This window comes from Paenibacillus sp. FSL R7-0210 (genome assembly GCF_038009085.1).
Classification (GTDB): Bacteria; Bacillota; Bacilli; order Paenibacillales; family Paenibacillaceae; genus Paenibacillus_AQ; species Paenibacillus_AQ silagei.
Window position 1 is genome coordinate 6,197,917 of record NZ_JBBPAR010000001.1, and the last position, 19,784, is coordinate 6,217,700.

Annotated in this window: 17 protein-coding genes and 1 tRNA gene; 11 read left to right on the forward strand and 7 right to left on the reverse strand. The window is 53.3% G+C overall.

Features of this window, described 5'->3' with window-relative positions; genetic code table 11:
* The first annotated feature begins 183 nt into the window (after positions 1-183).
* Positions 184-813, forward strand: a complete 630-nt coding sequence (udk, locus tag MKY64_RS26115) for a uridine kinase (RefSeq protein WP_036726376.1) — start codon at positions 184-186, stop codon at positions 811-813.
* Position 814: 1 nt separating this feature from the next.
* Here the strand turns inward: udk and MKY64_RS26120 are convergent, their stop codons facing one another.
* Positions 815-1,246, reverse strand: coding sequence for a hypothetical protein (locus tag MKY64_RS26120; RefSeq protein WP_340956745.1), 432 nt, complete (start codon positions 1,244-1,246; stop codon positions 815-817).
* Between the two features lie 351 nt (positions 1,247-1,597).
* On the opposite strand from MKY64_RS26120, the gene MKY64_RS26125 reads away from it, so the two are divergent.
* The 6 genes from MKY64_RS26125 (at position 1,598) to MKY64_RS26150 (ending at position 8,324) form a co-directional block, all read left to right on the forward strand.
* Positions 1,598-2,491: a carbohydrate ABC transporter permease gene (locus MKY64_RS26125; protein ID WP_340827743.1), complete on the forward strand. Its 894-nt coding sequence runs from the start codon at positions 1,598-1,600 to the stop codon at positions 2,489-2,491.
* On the forward strand, positions 2,488-3,366 hold the full coding sequence (locus MKY64_RS26130; protein WP_036726374.1) for a carbohydrate ABC transporter permease: 879 nt from the start codon (positions 2,488-2,490) through the stop codon (positions 3,364-3,366). The genes MKY64_RS26125 and MKY64_RS26130 overlap by 4 nt, the downstream gene beginning before the upstream one ends.
* A gap of 50 nt (positions 3,367-3,416) precedes the next feature.
* On the forward strand, positions 3,417-4,805 hold the full coding sequence (locus tag MKY64_RS26135; protein WP_340956746.1) for an ABC transporter substrate-binding protein: 1,389 nt from the start codon (positions 3,417-3,419) through the stop codon (positions 4,803-4,805).
* A gap of 198 nt (positions 4,806-5,003) precedes the next feature.
* Positions 5,004-5,996, forward strand: a complete 993-nt coding sequence (locus MKY64_RS26140; RefSeq protein ID WP_340956748.1) for a LacI family DNA-binding transcriptional regulator — start codon at positions 5,004-5,006, stop codon at positions 5,994-5,996.
* A gap of 12 nt (positions 5,997-6,008) precedes the next feature.
* Positions 6,009-7,004, forward strand: coding sequence for an N-acetylglucosamine kinase (locus MKY64_RS26145; protein ID WP_340956749.1), 996 nt, complete (start codon positions 6,009-6,011; stop codon positions 7,002-7,004).
* A gap of 6 nt (positions 7,005-7,010) precedes the next feature.
* On the forward strand, positions 7,011-8,324 hold the full coding sequence (locus tag MKY64_RS26150) for a 6-phospho-beta-glucosidase (protein ID WP_340956751.1): 1,314 nt from the start codon (positions 7,011-7,013) through the stop codon (positions 8,322-8,324).
* 66 nt (positions 8,325-8,390) lie between these two features.
* On the opposite strand, the gene MKY64_RS26155 is transcribed toward MKY64_RS26150, so the two are convergent.
* Both MKY64_RS26155 and MKY64_RS26160 read right to left on the reverse strand, forming a co-directional pair.
* A complete protein-coding gene (locus MKY64_RS26155; protein WP_340956753.1) occupies positions 8,391-9,110 on the reverse strand; it encodes a bZIP transcription factor in 720 nt (239 codons plus the stop codon).
* A 126-nt stretch (positions 9,111-9,236) separates the two neighbouring features.
* Positions 9,237-10,052, reverse strand: a complete 816-nt coding sequence (locus MKY64_RS26160) for an AraC family transcriptional regulator (protein ID WP_340956755.1) — start codon at positions 10,050-10,052, stop codon at positions 9,237-9,239.
* A gap of 127 nt (positions 10,053-10,179) precedes the next feature.
* Here MKY64_RS26160 and MKY64_RS26165 point away from each other — a divergent pair, with 127 nt between their 5' ends.
* On the forward strand, positions 10,180-11,466 hold the full coding sequence (locus tag MKY64_RS26165; RefSeq protein WP_340956756.1) for a Gfo/Idh/MocA family protein: 1,287 nt from the start codon (positions 10,180-10,182) through the stop codon (positions 11,464-11,466).
* A 256-nt stretch (positions 11,467-11,722) separates the two neighbouring features.
* Here the strand turns inward: MKY64_RS26165 and MKY64_RS26170 are convergent.
* Positions 11,723-11,806 (reverse strand) — tRNA-Leu (locus MKY64_RS26170).
* 254 nt (positions 11,807-12,060) lie between these two features.
* On the opposite strand from MKY64_RS26170, the gene MKY64_RS26175 reads away from it, so the two are divergent.
* Together MKY64_RS26175 and MKY64_RS26180 are read left to right on the forward strand one after the other, a co-directional pair.
* Positions 12,061-12,435 (forward strand): helix-turn-helix domain-containing protein, encoded by a 375-nt coding sequence (locus tag MKY64_RS26175; RefSeq protein ID WP_051478092.1) that lies wholly within the window; start codon positions 12,061-12,063, stop codon positions 12,433-12,435.
* A complete protein-coding gene (locus MKY64_RS26180) occupies positions 12,432-13,418 on the forward strand; it encodes a hypothetical protein (RefSeq protein WP_340956759.1) in 987 nt (328 codons plus the stop codon). Before MKY64_RS26175 ends, MKY64_RS26180 begins: the two co-directional genes overlap by 4 nt.
* Positions 13,419-13,536: 118 nt before the next feature.
* On the opposite strand, the gene MKY64_RS26185 is transcribed toward MKY64_RS26180, so the two are convergent.
* Together MKY64_RS26185 and MKY64_RS26190 are read right to left on the reverse strand one after the other, a co-directional pair.
* Complete coding sequence (locus MKY64_RS26185; RefSeq protein WP_036726336.1) at positions 13,537-14,442, reverse strand: AraC family transcriptional regulator; 906 nt, start codon at positions 14,440-14,442, stop codon at positions 13,537-13,539.
* Between the two features lie 135 nt (positions 14,443-14,577).
* A complete protein-coding gene (locus tag MKY64_RS26190; RefSeq protein WP_155991487.1) occupies positions 14,578-17,640 on the reverse strand; it encodes an S-layer homology domain-containing protein in 3,063 nt (1,020 codons plus the stop codon).
* A 291-nt stretch (positions 17,641-17,931) separates the two neighbouring features.
* Here MKY64_RS26190 and MKY64_RS26195 point away from each other — a divergent pair, with 291 nt between their 5' ends.
* The gene (locus MKY64_RS26195) at positions 17,932-18,327 is read left to right on the forward strand and encodes a hypothetical protein (protein ID WP_036726335.1); all 396 of its coding nucleotides are present in this window, start codon (positions 17,932-17,934) and stop codon (positions 18,325-18,327) included.
* A gap of 102 nt (positions 18,328-18,429) precedes the next feature.
* Here the strand turns inward: MKY64_RS26195 and MKY64_RS26200 are convergent, their stop codons facing one another.
* A complete protein-coding gene (locus MKY64_RS26200; protein ID WP_036726365.1) occupies positions 18,430-19,716 on the reverse strand; it encodes a glycoside hydrolase family 18 protein in 1,287 nt (428 codons plus the stop codon).
* Positions 19,717-19,784: the final 68 nt, after the last annotated feature.

Here is a 19,784-nt window from a genome sequence, read left to right on the forward strand (position 1 = left end):
GCTCCCTTCTTCGTAGCACCCGATCTGTATGAATCCTTGAAATTATATCATTCCTCTACAAAATAACCGAATTATTAGAATGTTCACATGATATTCCTCTCCAGCAAGGTGAAATAAGTTGACCGCTGTGCTACAATATTGGAATTGCAAAGGCAATTGCTTAGGGAGGTTTATAAATTCACCATGCTTATTATTGGTATCGCCGGCGGGACCGGCTCCGGCAAGACAACGGTAGCGCGCTCCGTGATTGACCGTCTTGGCTCTGACAAAGTAACATTCATATCCCAGGATAACTACTATAAAGACCATTCTTACCTCAGCATGGCTGAACGCGGTGCCATTAACTATGACCACCCGCTGGCCTTTGACACGGAACTGCTGATCGAGCATCTGGATTGTCTCAAAGCGGGACAAGCCGCCTTCGCTCCCGTGTATGACTTCACGGTTCATGCCCGTTCAACCGAGAAGACTGTGGAGCTCGCCCCGAATAATATCGTCATATTGGAAGGACTGCATGTGCTGTCCGATGAGAAGCTGCGTGAGCAGCTCAACATCAAGGTGTTCGTGGACACCGATCCCGATGTGCGTATCCTGCGCCGGGTGCTGCGGGATATCGAGGAACGCGGGCGGACCATCCGTTCGATCCATACGCAATACCTGACCACGGTGAAGCCGATGCACGAGGCCTTCATCGAGCCCTCCAAGAAATACGCGGACCTGATCATCCCGGAAGGCGGACAGAATCAAGTCGGAATCGAACTGCTGTCGGTACTGACCGAGAAGTATCTGTCCGGCGATCACCAATGGAACTGAATTAAGCCGCACCGGCTGATATGGTGCGAGGACCGTCCGGCATGCCGGACGGATTTTTTCTGCTTAGGGAAGTATAATTTATTCGAAAAAGTAACACATTTGGCGGCGCGATGGCTATCGGGCCCTTTGTAGGCGAAAAACCGATTACATTCGGCAGTGCAAAGGCGCTCAGACCAAATATAATCGAAAAACCGATTACATTCGGCAGTGCAAAGGCGCTCAGACCAAATATAATCGAAAAACCGATCACATTCGGCAGTGCAAAGGCGCTCAGACCAAATATAATCGAAAAACCGATTACATTCGGCAGTGCAAAGGCGCTCAGACCAAATATAATCGAAAAACCGATCACATTCGACGGCGCGATGGTTACCGGGCCGATTGTAATCGGAAAACCGATTATATCGGGCAGCTCGAAAGCAGCAGGGCCCATTGTAGGCGAAAACCGGCAAACAACCGGTCGCCCACAGGGGAGCTATCCACGAAATTCCGCCACTTAAGTCAGGTTGCCTTACACGAAAATCTAGTTTATCCCGGTATCTTCATCGTTTTCAGCAAAATTATCGATTTATTTGTTATATTTTCTGACTGATAGCGCTTTATCTCCGAAATAAAGGGTTGATTATTTCCATTTCATCCACTATGATTAGTTCAACAAATGGCATTAAAGTTAAAACGGTTTAACTTTAATCTTGTCCACTACAAATGTATTGGCAAACTAAATTTTTATTTACCATTAAAGTTAAAGCGCTTATACTTTTAACAATGAAAGGCTGGTGTGTCCGTGATTAAGAGTGAGAGCCGGCGGCAGACGTTCTACATGTATCTGTTCATTTCCCCGTGGCTGGTCGGCTTCCTGATCTTCGCCCTGTACCCGATCCTGTCATCGCTATATTACAGCTTCACCGACTATGACATCATTCATCCACCCAGATTCATCGGCCTCGCCAACTACACGGAGATGTTCCACAATGAACTGTTCTGGCGTTCCGTGAAGGTCACCCTAAGATATACCTTCATCAGCGTGCCGGTACAATTGCTGCTGGGCCTGGGGTTCGCCCTGCTGCTGCATCAGACCATCCCCTGGCGCGGCTTCTTCCGCACAGCGATGTATTTCCCGAGTATGGTCTCCGGTGTGGCCATGTCGCTCCTCTGGTACTGGATCTTCAATCCGCAGATCGGCCTCTTCAATTATATGCTTTCCTGGTTCGGCATTCACGGCCCGGCCTGGCTGATGAATCCCGATACAGCGCTGTATGCCCTAATTATCATGTCCCTTTGGACAGCGGGCTCTGGCATGATCCTCTTCCTCGCTGGTCTGCAAGGAGTCCCAGCCAGCCTGATCGAAGCTGCCAATCTGGATGGGGCAGGGCGCTTCCGCATTTTCCTGAATATTACGCTGCCGATGATCTCGCCTGTCCTGCTGTTCCAACTGATTATGGGGCTGATCGACTCCTTCCAGGTGTTCACGCAAGCCTTCGTCATGACGCAGGGCGGACCCAATTACTCTACCTGGTTCTACGTCTACAATCTGTATACCAGTGCCTTCAAGGAATACCGCGCCGGATACTCCTCCGCGCTTGCCTGGGTCCTGCTGATTGTCGTCATGCTGTTCACGGCGGTCATTATGAGGCTGTCGCGCCGTTATGTCCATTATGAAGGAGGCAGCAGCCGATGAGCACCGTTAAGGCCACCCGCCCGCTTGACCCGTCCCCCCGGCTCCGCCGGAGAATCAAGCCCGTTAAGATTGCCAGCTTCACCGCGCTGCTAGTCACAACGTTCCTAATGCTGCTGCCGCTGTTCTTCATGGTCTCCACCTCGCTGAAGTCAAAACGGGAGATGCTGAAGTTCCCGCCGACGTTTCTGCCGGAGAGCTGGGCCTTACGCAATTATGTCGATATTTTTGAGACTCTCCAGTTCGGCACATTGTACAAGAACAGCCTGATCATCGCCGGCTTCTCCGTATTCGGCACCCTGCTCTCTTCGGCGCTGGTTGCTTACGGGTTCGCCAGGTACCGGGGGCGCGGCAACAACTTCTGGTTCATCCTGCTGCTGAGCACGATGATGCTGCCTTATCCGGCCATTATGATTCCGCAGTTCGTATTGTTCTCCAAAATGCAGTGGATCGACACCTTCCTCCCGCTGATTGTGCCTGCCTTCTTCGGCTCGGCGTATAACATCTTCCTGCTGCGGCAATTCTTCTCCACGCTGCCTGAGGAGCTGTTCGATGCCGGACGCATTGACGGCTGCGGCGAGCTGAGGATGTGGCGGACCATCGCGCTGCCGCTGTCTGCGCCGGCGCTGGCGACGGTTGCGATCTTTGCTTTTATCTACAGCTGGAATGATCTCTTGACCCCTGTGCTCTATCTAAGCTCGTCGGACAAATTCACGCTTCCCGTGGGGATGGCCTCCCTCACCTCATCGCGCTTCCGCATTCCGCCGTGGCATCTGCTGATGGTCGCCTCCGTCCTGGCTATGGTTCCAATCGTCACCCTGTTTGCCATCGCCCAGAAGCAGTTCGTCGAAGGCATCGTACTGACGGGTATCAAGTAAGGCATCATGTATTGCCGGGTACAACACTTGAATTCAGGAGGGATTGGACAATGAAAAATATGATTAAGAGCAAGAGGTATGCGCTGCTGCTCGCAACAGCCCTGACAGTATCAGCAGTCTTGGCGGGCTGCGGCGGCGGCAAGTCAGCAGGCAATGTGGCGGCTGGGGACAGCGGAGCCGGGAATACCGGCGGTTCGGGGGAGCAAGTGACGATATCCCACTATACCATTGACTCGGAGGACCGGACTTTTATCGAGAAGCTGATCCCGGATTTCGAGAAGGCGCATCCGAACATCAAGGTCAAGGTGGAGAAGGCACCGTATGAGCAGTTCGACAGCAAGCTGCAGACACTGATTGCCGGCGGTAATTCCCCGGATGTGACGAGCCATTACGGATATGGCGGCTTTGCCGAATACTATAACAAGGATATGCTGCTGGATCTGACGGACCTTATTAAGGAAGACGGCTTCAAGGCGGAGGACTACAATATCCCAGAGAATCTGATGAAAATCTATACCGTAAACGGTCATACCTACGGCATACCGGTCAATATGTACGTCACCCTGATGCTCTACAACAAGGATATGTTCAATGCTGCGGGCGTCTCCTACCCGCCAAGTGATTATGAGGATAAGAGCTGGACGTTTGACCGCATGGTGGAGGATGCCAAGAAGATGACACTTGTCTCGGACGATATCGCCAAAACACAGTACGGTGTAGATTTCACTTGGGCGGAGCGGGATATGCGGCCGCTGTACTTCGGGGCAGAGCCTTACTCTGAAGATACCTGGACCAACGGCGGTGTTCCTTCCGAGACGCATTTCGATTCCCCTGAGGTCATTGCCGCTTACCAGAAGCTGTTCGACCTTGTGTTCAAGGAGAAGGTGTCCCCGACTTCCGAGTGGAGTAAAAGCGTAGCCGGACAGAACGGCGACCCGTTCGTCGCAGGCAAGATTGGCATGTCGATCGGCGGCTCCTGGAACCTCGCCGGGGCTAACGACTTCCCGTTCAAGATTGGCGTAGCTGCTGTGCCATGGGGAGGCAACGACAAGGTGCGCAGCACGCTGTTCGTTGATCCGCTGCTGATTCTGAAGGACTCGAAGCATCCGAAGGAGGCTTTTGAATGGATCAAATACCTGATGACCACTGAAATCCAGGAGAAGTCCATCGAGCTGAGCGGCGGCAATCCGCCAGTCAATACGGAAGCGGCTGAGGTGTATTACAAGCATTTTGACGGCATTGATCCGGAGGATGTGAAGAAGGTCTACGAAGGCGCAGTCAAATACGGTTATGAATCCTACAACCATCTGATCACCAACTACTCGCAGATCAACGACATGTTCATCAATGAGCTGCAGCCGGTCGAGACGGGTCACAAGACCCTGGAAGAGGTTATGCCGGTGATTCAGAAGAAGGTTACGGAGATCATCAAGAGGTAGCGGCCCGGCGATGGTTATATGTTTAGCGAAACCCCGGTGCGGCCTGTATACTGGAGATAGAATAAGTGGAAACGGCTTTGCCGTCCTTTTAAAGGACGGTACCGTTTCAGCGAGAAATAGAAGGATAATTTATCGTGTGAAACATATAAATTCTATATTTTAAAAGCACCGGACAATCTGCCGCAAGGAGCGCTTGAAATGAAAGTAAGTATTTTTGATGTAGCCAAAAAATCAGGGCTGTCCGTGGTCACCGTATCGCGGGTATTAAACGGAGCAACGTCTGTGCGGGAGAACAACCGCCAGAAGGTGCTCGACGCGATCAAGGAGCTGGATTACCGCCCGAATGCGGCAGCCCGCAGTCTGGCCAGCGGCAAGACCGGCATCATCGGCCTGATCGTAACGACTCTGCAGGATTCCTTCTTCGATGCCGTAGTCAAGGAGCTGAATGAGACGCTGGCCCTGCACGGATATTATCTGGCCATCTCCGTGTATGACGGCATTGGCTCCGGCGAGAGCCACTACCTGATCCAGGAAGACCGGGTGGACGGACTTATCCTGCTCTCCCCGATCAAAGAGGACAATTATATTGTCGAGCTGAAGCGGCGGGGCATTCCCTATGTGCTGATCGACAACCAGCTGCCGGAGAATGACAGCTACTCGATCACCATCGACAACTTCAAAGGCGGGTATGCCGCAGCCAGCCACCTGCTGGAGCTGGGGCATACCTCCATCGCCCATCTCTGCGGGCAGGAGATGTTCCGCAGTACGCGGGAGCGGCGCGCGGGCTTCCTGCAAGCGCTGCAGGAGCAGGGCCTCGCCCCGTTCGAGATCGTACACGGTGAATTTGAGATCACCATGGGCTACGACACGGCGCAGCGCTGGCTCGCAGAGGGTAAGCTGCCGGGGGCGGTATTCGCCGGAGATGACAATATCGCCCTCGGGGTGATCAATGCCCTGATGGAGGCAGGCGTAAAGGTGCCGGAGGAGGTTGCTGTAGTCGGCTACGACGACCACTATATCGCCTCCCAGCTCCACCCGCATCTGACCACTATGCGCCAGCCGGCGGATAAGATCGGAGTCGCCGCCGCCGACATGCTGCTGCGCCGGATCAGCGGGGAGATGAAGCGCGGCTCCAATATTAAGATCGATCCGGAGCTGATTGTGCGGGAATCGACGAAGATTACACTTTAGGAGGTACAAACATTGGCTTACTACTTGGGGATCGATGGGGGAGGCAGCAAGACCTACGCCCTCATCAGCGATGAACAGGGCCGTATTCTAGGCAAAGGCCGGAGCGGCAACGGCAATCACCAGACCAGCGTGACGCAGGCGGAGAATAACATCCGCGAAGCGGCTTCCATGGCGCTGGCGGAAGCCGGGCTCCGGCTGGATCAGCTTCGGCAAGCCTATCTGGGGCTTGCCGGTGCTGACCGCCAGACGGATTATAACATTCTGCATCCGATGATCCGCCGGATCGGCTTCACGAATTATACGATCAGCGGCGATACGATGATCGGCCTGCGGGCGGGGACGGACCGCCCCTACGGCGTAGCCCTGATCTGCGGCACCGGCACCAATGCGGCAGGCCGTAATCCGCAGGGCCGCCATTTCCAGTGCGGCGGGTTCGATTATATGTACGGCGATTTCGGCGGCGGCGGCGCGCTGAATATCGAGGTGTTCCGCACAGTGATCCGGGCCTGGGACGGTCGCGAAGCGCCCACGCTGCTGACGGAGCCGCTCCTGAAGCTGCTCGGCTATGAACGGGTCGAAGACATGTACGATGACTTCCTGGATCACGGGAAGCAGGTGCCGCTGGATGCGGCACGCCTGCTTTTCCCGGCAACGGCTGAGGGCGATGCCGCCGCTCTGGCGATCCTGAACCGCCAAGGCGTGGAACTGGGCAAGGCTGCGGCGGCCGTCATTCATCGGCTCGGTATGGAGAACGATGAATTTGATGTGGTCCTGGCCGGAAGCGTGCTGACCCGAGGCGACCGGGGCTGGATTCGCGGGCCGATTGAGCAGGCTGTGCATGAAGCGGCACCAGGCGCGGCAGTGGTCACCCTCTCCACCGAGCCTGTGGTCGGCGCTCTCTGGTCGGCGCTGGAGAGCGACGGGATCACCGTCAGCCAGGGTATGTATGAGACGATGCGTGCTTACAGGGAGTTCGAGCTTATTCCCACTACCACCAGACAGGAGTGATTCATTGTGACAGCGAACCAAGGTCTTAAGATTGCCGTCATCGGCGGAGGGTCTTCCTATACCCCCGAACTGGTAGAAGGCTTCATCCTGCATCATAAGGAGCTTCCGGTCCGGGAGCTGTGGCTTGTAGACATTGAGGCTGGCCTGCATAAGCTGAACATCGTGGGCGCTCTGGCGAAGCGTATGGTGGAGAAGTCCGGTCTGCCGATCGAGGTCCATCTCACCACCGACCGCCGCGAGGCCATTGCCGGTGCGGACTTCGTCAGCACGCAGATCCGTGTCGGTATGCTGGATGCCCGTGCCCGTGACGAGGCGATTCCGCTGAAATACGGCGTGATCGGCCAAGAGACGACCGGCCCCGGCGGCATGCTGAAGGCGCTGCGCACGATCCCGGTCATTCTCGGCATCTGCCGGGATATCGAGGAGCTGGCACCGGACGCCTGGCTGCTCAACTTCACCAATCCCGCAGGTATGGTCACCGAGGCGGTCCTGCGGTACTCCAAGGTGAAGAGCATCGGTCTCTGTAATGCCCCGATCGGCCTGATCAAGCAGGTATCGGCCAAATATGACACTGCCCCGGACCGGATCTACGCCGAGTTCGTCGGCCTGAACCACCTGCACTGGATTACCCGTATTGACGTGGAGGGTGAAGACAAGCTGCAGGAGATGCTGGAGGATACTGCAGGCTACAGTGCAAAGAATGTTCCGGCACGCGAATGGAACCCCGAGTTCCTGCAATCGCTGCATGCCTTACCTTCGTATTATCTGAAGTACTTCTACATGACCGATGCGATGCTCGCGGAGCAGCAGGAAGCCGCCGCACAAGGCGGGAACCGTGCTGAAGTCGTCAAGCGCGTGGAGGAGGAGCTGTTCGCCATCTACAGCGACCTTGCGCTGAATGAGAAGCCGAAGCAGCTGGAGCAGCGCGGCGGAGCCTTTTATTCCGAAGCGGCCGTGAACCTGATGCGCTCGCTCTATAGCGGCACCAATGACATCCAGACACTGAATGTGGCGAACCGGGGCATCTTAGACTTCCTCCCGGACGATGCCAGCATCGAGGTCAACTGTGTCGTCACGAAGACCGGCCCCCTCCCGCTGCCGCTGACCCAGATTCCGCCGATGGCCAAGGGACTGATTCATGCTGTGAAGACCTATGAGCAGCTAGCCATCGACGCCGCCGTCACTGGAGACCGCAGCCTGGCGATTCAAGCCCTAGCGCATCACCCCCTTGTCCCTTCAGTGGAGGTTGCTATCGCGATGCTGGATGAGATGCTGGAAGCGAACAGGGAGTATCTGCCGTCCTTTTTCGGTCAGGACTAATCCCTTAACACCAACAAAGAGCCTATGCTAACCACAGATCACTCTGCGGCCGCACAGGCTCTTCTTTTATTTCACAATGGTATAGCGGTAGGTCTCTCCCTCGATCTTGAAGTCGGCATACAGCGGCTTGCCGCTGGACTTCACTTCGTCGGGGACCTCGGCCAGGAACACCAGCGTGCCGTTCTTCAGCGGTTCAATCCTCGAGATATTGGTATAGGTGAAATCTTCCCCGCCGTTCTTTTCCATGGTATCGAAGGTACTATACTCGTATTTATTGTCGTATTTGACCTCCACATCCGCTACTTCGTCTGCCTCCATAGCCTCACCTGCCAGGTTCTTCACTTTCAGCGTGATCGCCAGATAGGTTGTGCCCGGTTCCTTGGCTTCATAGTAGGTATAGAATGATCCGGGATTGGACGGAGTAACCTTCTTGCTATAAGAGGTCTTGGTGATGGTATACTCACCCGTCCCGTCGATAACAAGCGGCGTGCCTTTTACGATCAGCTTGTGGTCCTCCCCGGGTTCAGCTGCTGCCGGGCTGCCCCCGTTATTTAGAAGTTCAGCCGTACCGCCCTCTTCTTCCGCTGTCACGGGCTTTACCAGGCTCTCCTTTAACCTATCATTCTGTTCTTTTAGGAATTTGTTCTCCTTTTGCAGCTCACTAATCTCTGTCTTCAGCTTCTCCATGCTCTCTCTGCCAGCGCCTGCATTGTCCGAGGAACACCCGGTTACGGTTACCGCCAGCATAGCAGCAGCAAGCCAAAGGCCCCCTGATTTCATTTTCATAACACACCCCAATACTTGTATTTAATTCTTCACCATTATAAGACCAACCCTGTGTCAAAAGATAGAAAAATATGTAACATTTTCGCAGCGGTTGCCGAAAGAAACAGCCGATGCGAGCCGTAATCGTCACCCCCGGTGTTGCTTGCGGTACTGCAAGGGTGAACGTCCTGTAATGGCCTTGAACACCCGCCCGAAATGCGCAATGCTCTCAAATCCCGTCTCCGCCGCCACCCGGGTGACCGGCCACTTCGTCTGCGTGAGCAGTACCTTCGCCTCACGGATGCGGACATAGTTCAGGTACTCAGTGATGGTGAAGCCTGTCGTCTGCTTGAAAATCCGGCACAGATACGTAGCGCTGATGAAGAACCGCTCGGCAATCCCCCCAAGGCTCAGCCGCTCGCTGTAATGGTTGTCCAGGTATTCGATGATGCTGTATACCCGGCGTTGCCCCTCGCTCTGCTCCGGTGAGACCAGGGCGGGCTTCGCCCTCCTTATCCGCTCCAGCGTAATCAGCAGTTGCAGCAGCAGCATCCTTGTATATTCAGTGCTCCAGCGCAGCCCCTCCTTCTGTTCCTCCTGCATCGCCTGGAGCAGGTCTGTGATGAGTCCCTGTTCATGCGCCGTAGGCCGCAGCAGGAAGCTCTCCCCTTCGAACACATTCATCCAGTCTGCCCCGGGTGCCACCGGCTCCAGATAGGCATCGTCAAAGCTGATCAGCACCCGCTCATGCGGAAGATGACTTCCGCCGGTTGTGCGGTGCAGGTGATTTTTGTTAATAAACACAAGGTCTCCGGCTTCCAGCGCATACCTTCCGTTACGGATATAATAGTGCCGCTCCCCGGATAGCAGATAATATATTTCGTAGAAATCATGGAAATGGTCGGTGTCCATATTGAAATGCCCGATGCGCCTCAGCTGCTCAATCTGAAAAATAGATTCCACCCTGCACCAAGCCCCCTGAAAGGATAAGATAAGCACACTTTTGAGCAAAAATGACTAAATACCGTTCACTTTCTGCATTTTCTATACTATAAAATAGAATCAAATCCAAGTAAATGGAGTGATCCCCTTGTCCAAAAAGAAATATGCACTTGTCGGCACTGGCGGCCGGGCTGAATTTTTCTATGGCGCTCTTGTTACCGCTTACAACGAAACCTCCGAGCTTGTGGCCTTCTGCGATGTCAATCAGACGCGGATGAATTTCGCCAATCATATGCTTACGGATAAATACGATTACCATGAGGTTCCTACGTACAAGGCCGAAGACTTCGACCGGATGATCACCGAGACCCGGCCCGACTTCGTGCTGGTGACTACGATTGACCGGACGCATCACAAGTATATTATCCGCGCGATGGAGTTGGGCTGTGATGTCATTTCCGAGAAGCCGATGACGATTGACGAGGAGAAATGCCGGGAGATCTTCGATGCGATTGAGCGCACCGGCAAGAATCTGCGGGTCACCTTCAACTACCGCTATGCGCCGCATAACACGAAGATCCGTGAGGTCATTATGGACGGCGTACTGGGCGAAATCCTGTCCGTGAACTTCGAATGGCTGCTCAATACCCAGCATGGAGCGGACTATTTCCGCAGATGGCACCGCGACAAGCGGAACAGCGGCGGCCTGCTGGTGCATAAATCGACGCATCACTTCGACCTGATGAACTTCTGGCTGGGGTCGCAGCCGGACACGGTTTTCGCCATGGGCGATCTGCGCTTTTACGGGAGAGAGAATGCCGAGAAACGGGGCATCACCGAGTTCTATCAGCGTGCCTACGGCAGCAAGGCTGCCGAGAACGACCCGTTTGCGCTACACCTGGACCGTAACGAACACCTGAAGAGCATGTACCTGGACGCCGAACACGAGGACGGGTACCAGCGCGACCAGAGCGTCTTCGGGGATAATATCAGCATCGAGGACACCATGAATGTTATGGTCAAATACAAGAACAAGACCGTCATGAACTATTCGCTTAACGCATATATGCCGTGGGAGGGCTTCATCATCGTGTTCAACGGGACTCAGGGGCGGATGGAGGTGCGGATTACCGAGCAGTCCTACGTCAATTCCGGCGGCAAAAAAGAAAACGAAGGCGCGCTGGAAGGCGTCAGCATTATGATCTATCCGCACTTCAAGGAGCCTTACCGCGTAGAGTTCGAGAGCAGCAGCGGCGGACACGGCGGCGGTGATCCGGTGCTGTTGAGCGATATTTTTGACAAAAAGCAGGAAGACCGCTTCAACCGCGCAGCTTCGCACAAGGACGGCGCGATGTCCATTATGACCGGCATTGCCGCCAACCGCTCCATGAAGACCGGCCAGCCGGTGAGAATAGACGACATCTGGAAGGCGTGATCTGGCGCGTGGCGTCGCAGCAGCGATGAACTCGCACGATAATGCAGAAGCCCCCCCTTTGATCACGGGTACGTGGTGAAAGGGGGCTGTCTAGCTCTCTACTCGGCGCCATTGTATTCGGTTTTTCACCTACATTTCGCCCACTCACCACGCACCGGCACATTGTGTTCGGTTTTTCACCTACATTCATTTCTCAACAAAAAAAAGACCCTTCATTTAAGAAGGGCCTTCGCTTGCATCACGGTTAAAACCATTATGCGGTCAAGAGGACTCGAACCTCCACGATATTGCTACCACTGGCACCTGAAGCCAGCGCGTCTGCCAATTCCGCCATGACCGCAAAGAAAACATTCAATGCAACGCAAGAAGTAATATATCATGAATTCTTCAAAAGAACAAGTCTTTTTTATTAATCATGGTTAAAGCGGGACACAGCCACTTTGAGAAGGGGTCTAGCTGGTGCGTCATAGCTAGCCTCAACTTACAGTTGATTACGTTATACCGCGTGCCCTACTCCAGTATATGGGTTATTTCGAGAACGGAGATTATAATAGACTTACGACGTCGGAATCCATTATAGGAGTTGTACTGAGTATGATCGTAAGTGACAAAGTTGGCAAACGAATTGCTACCCTCCGCAAAATAAAAGGCTTATCCCAGGAACAATTAGCGGAACTGCTCCATGTCAGTGCACAGGCGGTATCCAAATGGGAGACTGGCAAGTCTCTGCCGGAGACAGCCACCCTTCCCCTGCTATCCGCCGCATTGAACCACTCGATTGACAGCATTCTGCTGCCCCAGGAGCTTGTGGTGCTCTCTGCAATCTATACAGATGGACAGCAGGAGCTGGATGTTACCCAGCTTGTGAACCAGTTCGTAGCTTCAGACCGCTTAAGCTTAATCCCCGGGGAGCACCTCTTTCCCCACTCATGGGATGGGGTCGGGATTGCTCCTGGGCAGGAGCCATGACGCTCGCTCTTACCGCCAGAGGCGTAGAGACCACCTACGAGCAGGTGATGGGCTATTCGGGAGCCTGCTGGAGAATGGCTTTTGAACCGGTATGGGACTACAGTGCTGCGGATGCCCTTGTCGTCTATGACTACTCCATTCCCGCCTGCAAGGCTTATGGACTAAGTGCCCGCCGGGCCAACCGGTTGGAGCCGCAGCAGCGCACAGCCGAGAAGCTGGCGATTCTGGAAGATATCCGCCAAGGCAGACTGCCACTTGCGATTAACCTCAGGGTAGCGCCGGAGTGGGGAGTCATTACAGGATATCTGGCCGAGGGGGATGTGCTGCTGTGCCGCAGTTATTTTGACGATGAGACCTTCAGTGAGCTTGAAGCTGATCCTAAGTTCCAGGCTCATACGAGGATAAGCCAAGGGTATCTCCATGTGGATCAATGGCCTTACCGGATTATCAGGCTGGGAGATCAGATGGAGGCCCCGTCTGCACTTGAGAATCTATATGCATCGCTGCGCGTTAAGCTGGAGTCTATGCAGGCTGAGAGCCTGTCCAACAGCAGCTCTTATGCTATAGGATACAAGGCGCTGGAGCTATGGAGAGAGGGACTGCAGGATCACCCTTGGTATGCCGCAGCGGACGAAGAAGCCTTCAGCCGCAGGTTATCCGTCAATCACTTCTGCATGATGGCCCTGGCAGATGCCCACCGCTGCGCCGCCGCCTACTTACGCGACTCTCTGCCGCTGGTGCATGACCCGCAACAACAGGCTGCCTTGGCGGCGATGACGGAAATCTATGGGGAATTGGCTGCCCTGCTGGATAAATACTATAAGGAGATGTCCGACCCGGCCATACTTCGAACAGCCGGCGCTGCCCCCAGAGCCAGTTGGACGGGCCGGCAGCGTGAGCAGCAGGCAGAGCTGCTGGCGAAGGTTGCTTCGCTGGAGCATCAGGGAGATACTCTGGCTGAAGTGGTGCTGGGCCTAACTTAATAGTGTATTGATGTATAACGGCTCTAGTGCCAGGTTTGGCCTGACGTAGAATTTTTGTGCAACAGACAGCAGCTTAAGCAGAAGCGCCGGATGCTTTTGCTTAAGCTGCTGTCTGAAGTTAGTCTAATTTACGGACCGGCCGCAGCACCGCATACCCGTAACCCTCGGGGAAATGCCGCTGATAATCCTGTTTTTCCTCTTCGTCCCACACATAGCCCATAACCGCAGGATCATAGTTCCAAGCAACTTCCTCAACAATACGCATCACCTGCCCATTATCCTGCAAGTAATCAAATGGCGGATGAAAAAAGACCAGGTACTCCGATTCCGGGATATCCCGGCATTCCATGCCCTCCGGAACCGCCCCGTCGTAGTCAGCCGCGACAAGGATACCATACAGATAGCCTTTGCGCCCCTCCTGATAGAACCAGCCTGCCGTCTGGCCGAGCTGCCCGGGCAGCGTATGGTGCGACATACTCTCCAGGGTTCCAGAGACCTCATCGCAGTCATGCCCATTCTTCCAGAATCCTCCGTAATTGTTAGATCCGATATCGCGGATGCCGATAAACTTATGCGCCGGTAAGAACTCAAGCTTAATCTCCGCTTCCTGTAAATGCACCTGTCTCATTCTATCCCGCTCCCTGATCAGATAATGATAAGGAGAGAACACCTCGGCACGAATGGCCAGCGGAATCGGCTGTGGAGCCTTGCGGTAAGCATGGGGAGTGAGCTTGAAGGCTCTGAGAAAGGCCCGCGTGAACGCCTCCTGAGAGGAAAAGCCGAACTTCACGGCAATATCCAGAATGCGTGCATCCGTGTCCCTAAGCTCCAGTGCCGCCCGGCCAATCCGGCGTTGCCAGACATAATCCCGCAGCGTTATTCCAGTCAGCGCATGAAATTGCCGGGTGCAGTAATACGGCGAATAGCCTAAATGTCTCGACATCTCCAGCAGCGTAGGCGAAACCGCCAGATCCTCCTCCACCCAGTCAATCATGCGCTGGACCATCTCATTCCATTCGTACATTGATGTCCTCCTCCTTTCACTGCTGATTTTAGCAGAGGCCTAGTGTGTAGATATGACTTGAGTTGCACAGTATTAAAGGTCGATCAAAAAGGACACCCGCAGGTGTCCTTTTGATATTTTACTATATTCGCTTCATTATTCGGTCTCTTTGGCTCGGTCTATCACTGTGAAGAAGAAAGGTTCACTCTCTTTCATTAATGGGCCGACTGCTGTCACTTGATATTGTGTATTTGGAGCAAGCTTGACATTCAAGAAGTGACCTTGCTCACCGAGCGTAAAAGCTTCTTCAATTACAACACCATCCTTAGTCTTAAGATAGAAACCTGAGATGCCGGAAATACGAGGAACATAGGCTACTATCACCGCACTATCACTATAAACCACACCAACCACCGTAGGTGTCGGAGTAACTGGTTTGCTGGCTACTACAACCTCAACAGGCTTGCTAGGGAGTTTTTCGTATCCCTTGGCGGTTACATATAGAGTCTCCCCTACAATAGGACGCGGATTTAATGGAACCGAATATTTCCCGCCGTATTCCTGACCGCTGCTCTTTTCCTCTCCAACGATGGTTCCGTCCGCACGTTTGACAACAACGATAGATTCTCCCTCAGCCGTGCCGAAGATTGCCCAATCGTCCTCGTATACTGTTTCCGTTACAACCGGTCGTGCCGTTACAGCAGTAGCAGCTACGACAGTGATAATGGTAGGCTCACTTTTTCTTTTTCCTAAAGTTTGCGCATAGACCATTAGCTTCTCACCAACAGTAAATGGCGTGTCGCCCCATAGGTATAATTGATAAACGCCTCCATAACTGCTGGAATTATGAACAAGTTTGCCATCTTCGCGGGTTATCGTAATTTCACTCGACGAATCTTCCGTTGTACCTCTGATGATTCTGGTATCATTATATACCACGCTAGTCACAACAGGCATCTTCGTCAGTGGCCGCTCAACTGCAGTAACCTCAAAACGCTCAGAGGTCCATCCGTTGTCATCATAAAGAGTCACAAATAATTTGTCTTTGTCCTTCAAAAGCAGGTTAGGATTATAGTCATATAGCCTGAAGCTGAAGAAAGAGTAAAATTCTCCAGAGTGAATATTCAGTTCTTTCCCATCCTCAAGCTCAACCTTAACTTTAAAAGGCTGCGCTAGATACATAATGCTACCGCTCAGATAAGAAACATCTGTGTACACGACTGGTTCAACCTTTGGTTCAGGTGTTTTCTGAACGATGATGATATCAGGCAGAACTAAGTCCTTCCCTGCTTCCACTGTAAATTCCTCTGAATAATAGTTGTATGGAGAGAAAGGGATATATACAAAGTAAGTTCCCGGTACCACGTTGTCAAAAGAAAACTCTCCGTCCTTTACAGTGGTAGCCGAATAAGTTCCCTTTGTATCCTTAGCTCCCCTTAAGTAGAAATGTTTGTTGAAGGCAGGAAACGGCTTGGTCCCTGTATAAGGCTGAATAAATACGCGCCCTGTTACACTTACATTAGCCTTAGGCACAGTAATCGCTCCAGATAGTACAGGGCTTCCACCCTTATATGACAAGGAGTATACCGCCAATTGCTCAGCCTCGCTAATTGCTATCGAAGGGATTGTAAGTTGTACTGTTGCTTTATTATCAAGCAGCGTAACCAGAGTAACCTCTACCTTATGAAACTCGCCATGATTGACCTGTTCGAGAACTGCGAAATCAGCAGCATCTGGTATGCTGTCCAGGTTCCGGTTGAATTGAACTTCAACCATACCATTGGCCGCGGTAATTCCGGTTACAGATAGCGCCGGTACAGGAGTTGACCCGTTCCCACCACCAGTACCCGGATCAGGAGAACCACCGCCACTACCGCCGCCTGGGCCAGGGTTAGAGGAGCCTCCACCCCCGCTGCCAGTTACAGGTGCAGCAGGTTGTTGTTCTTTTGGCAGCTTAGGGTCCGGTACACCTTCCGACAATACAACACTTTTGACTTGGCCTTCGCCGGAAATCTTCAGCTTACTCTTCATTTCCAGCTGATCAATGACAACATTCTTGCTGAAATTCAGAGTAGGGATTACCAGGTTTTCTTGGATAAGCAAATTAGCTATGCTGCCTGAGCGAACATTGAACTCTTTGAGGCTGCCGCCTACAGAAACCTTCTTAAAGACTCCGGCAAGCACCACTGTGCGCTCTGATGAAGATGTCTGGGCAGGAGGAAGCACGGTTACATTCACAAAACCATCGCCGGTAAGATCCTTCTCTTCAATAACCGCGCTGGATAGAATCTGTACGTCCTGCACAACACTTGTACCCTCGGCTACAACTCTCACCGCATGATTCAGCCTATTCACAGATACTGTGTTTAGTTTGCTGTTCCGGATATGAATACTGTTGCTGCCTCCGCCTTCAATACGTGTTACACCGTCTACTTGAACCTGTTCAAGGTAAGCATCCCCATCTGCCACCTCTTTAGCAATGACGAGGTCACCCCGGATATGCATATTGCGGAGCGTGACATTGGAAGCTATAATTCTTACATTATGCTGTACTGTGCTAACTGCAGCCTCGCCAAAAGTACCCGCCTTATCATAGACCACTGTGCTCAGCGCCAGCGCCTTCTTAATGACCACTACAGTCTCGGCACGGGTCATATTGCGCTGCGGTTGGAAGGCTCCAGCCGCATTCTTGCTCATGATCCCCTGATCCAGAAGATACTGAGCGGCGGGTCTGCTCCAGGCAGGGATAAGATTCGCGTCCTGTGCAGAGATGGAGGCCGTTGCTCCTTTACTATCAAAGCCTAATATTCTGGATAGGATAACTGCAGTTTCCTGTCTTGTGATTGGCTTGTCAGGACGGAAGGTATTGTCGCTGAATCCGCTGATATATCCTTGAGCGGTCGCTTTCTGCACTTCTATGTACGCAAAATTCTCCGGCTTCAGATCCTTGAAGCTGATAGCCTTCGTATCCGAATACTTATACGCTCTGTTCACTAGCGCTACAAACTCACCTCTGGATACTTCAGCCCCCGGCCGGAAGGTATGATCGGGATAGCCGGTAATAAGTCCTTGATCCAGCCACTGCTGAATATCGGATTCCGCCCAGTGTCCTTTGATGTCTGCCATTTGTCCGGCATCGGCGTAACTCCGTGCAAATGGTAGAAGAATAAATAATAAGACGATGAAGCAAGTATTTCTGAATGAACGATGGATAGCCAAGAGATTAGGTCACTCCCCAATAGAATTAGAACCGGGACTAAAGTCATGCTTTCTCACTCCAAACCCAGTACTTCTGGGTAATTCTACAAGCATATCCGTTTCCCTTTTTTTCACTGTAAAATATTTCACTACAATTAACCTGAATTCACAATTTGTATATTTTTAGATCATCCCGCCCCCAAAGACAGCCCCGGGTTGTTCAAAAATAATCCGCAGAACTCCATACCCGCACAAGCCGCCCCTCAGGTTCTGAGTAAAATAGAGTAAATAGAACAGTGAGGTGAATGACGAATGGCAAATTCAACAAAGCTCCGCAAGCGGGCACAGCAGCTGAAGGGCCAGCCGGTCTGCATCACTTTGCATAATGGGCGTTCCTATGTAGGGTGGATTACAGACCTGAACCAGGAGGCGGTGATTCTGTCCAGACCCGGCACACGTAAGGGGTCATCCCCGAAACGGAAATCCTCTTCAGCTGCGCGGAAAGCAGAGGTATCCGGTTTCATGCCTCTACTCGGCTCGCTGATGGGCGGGGGAGGCGGGGCAGCCGGTATCGTCGGCGGGGGTCTCGGACGGTTCATGGGCATGTTCGGAATGGTGCAGAAGGCCATGCCGGTGATGAAGATGGGCTACAATATGATCAAGTCAATCCGGCCTTTTCTGGGCGGGCTCAAGGGCTTAATGGGCTAACACTAATATTTTCAAAAAAAACGGATGTGCCGCCATTTCCCAGGGGCACATCCGTTTTGGTGTGGAGCTTCTTACGCCGCCGCTGGCAGCACGGTCTCCGGTCTATTTTTTGACCACCTTGAAGTTATCCGTAAGCAGCAGCCAATTCTGCGGAAAAGGCAGGCCCAGCTTCCAGTAGCTGATGCCCCGCAGCCTGAGCTCCTTGATCAAATCGAACTTGGCCTGAATCGAGCGGGCATCCTCAAACCATACCTTATGCTGCCGCCCCTCGTCATCGGTGTAATTGAAATGCGGCGCCTGGGCTCTATAGTCATATTGAATGGCTGCATTCCTGTTCCTTGCCAGATCAATAGCCGCCTGCGGACTGAGCGCTTTGGCATATTGTCCGCCCGCTACGTAAGGTAACGTCCAATCATAACCGTACAGATTCTGGCCCATCATGATTTTACCGGCAGGCATCTCGCTTGCTGCATAGGTCAGCACCTGACGGACAGGCCCGATGGGCGAGACAGGCATCGCCGGCCCCCCGCTATAGCCCCATTCATACGTCATAATAATGACGAAGTCAGCCACCTCTCCGTGGACCTTATAGTCATGCGCCGTATACCAGGCCCCAACCTGTGACGCGCTGGTCTTGGGGGCAAGGGCGGTGGACAGCAGGAAGCCCTCCTTATGAATGACCTCTGCCGCTTTCCGCAGAAAAGTATTGTACGCTTCACGGTCCTCCGGCCGGAGAAACTCCAGATCAAAGTGGATATCCCGGAAGTTCAGCCGCTTCGCTTCCGCAATGATGTTCTCAAGCAGCCGGTCCTGAACCTCCTGATCATTCAGAATAATGCGCCCGAGCTCCGAGCTGAACTGGGCATCCTCCAGATTCGTCACGACCATCATCAGCGTCACCTGTTGCTCTGCGGCAATGGAGGCGAGGCCGTCCAGGGGCGGCGGGACCAGCGTTCCGTCCCGCTTGATCCGGAAGCTGAACGGTGCGAGATACGTCAGCTCAGGAGCAGCCTCACGCGCAGCATTCTGCAGCGGCTGGGAGACACTCTCCCCCCGGGGCTCCACATACGCGTTCACTTCCGCCTGCCGCCTCGGTCCAGGGGGAAGGTACAGACGGAGCCCAACCTGCAGCGGCTGATTCAGTGTCAGCCCGTTCACCTCCGCCAGCTCGCTTGCCTTCAGGCCGAACCGCTTGGCGATGCTGTAGAAGCTGTCGCCCGGCTGCACCCAATAATACTGCCCGGCAATCGGGATTACCAGCGCCTGCCCGGCCACCAGGCTTCCCGGCGCAGAGAGCTGATTCGCCTCAGTTATCGTATCAGTGCTTACTCCGTAGGCCTGCGCAATGCCATACAGCGTCTGGCCCGGCTGCACTACATGTATTTGCATACGTTCCTGCCATCCCTTCATAGTAGCCGTTTTATCTCTATTTTATTCGGCGGCCCTGCGGGTATGCG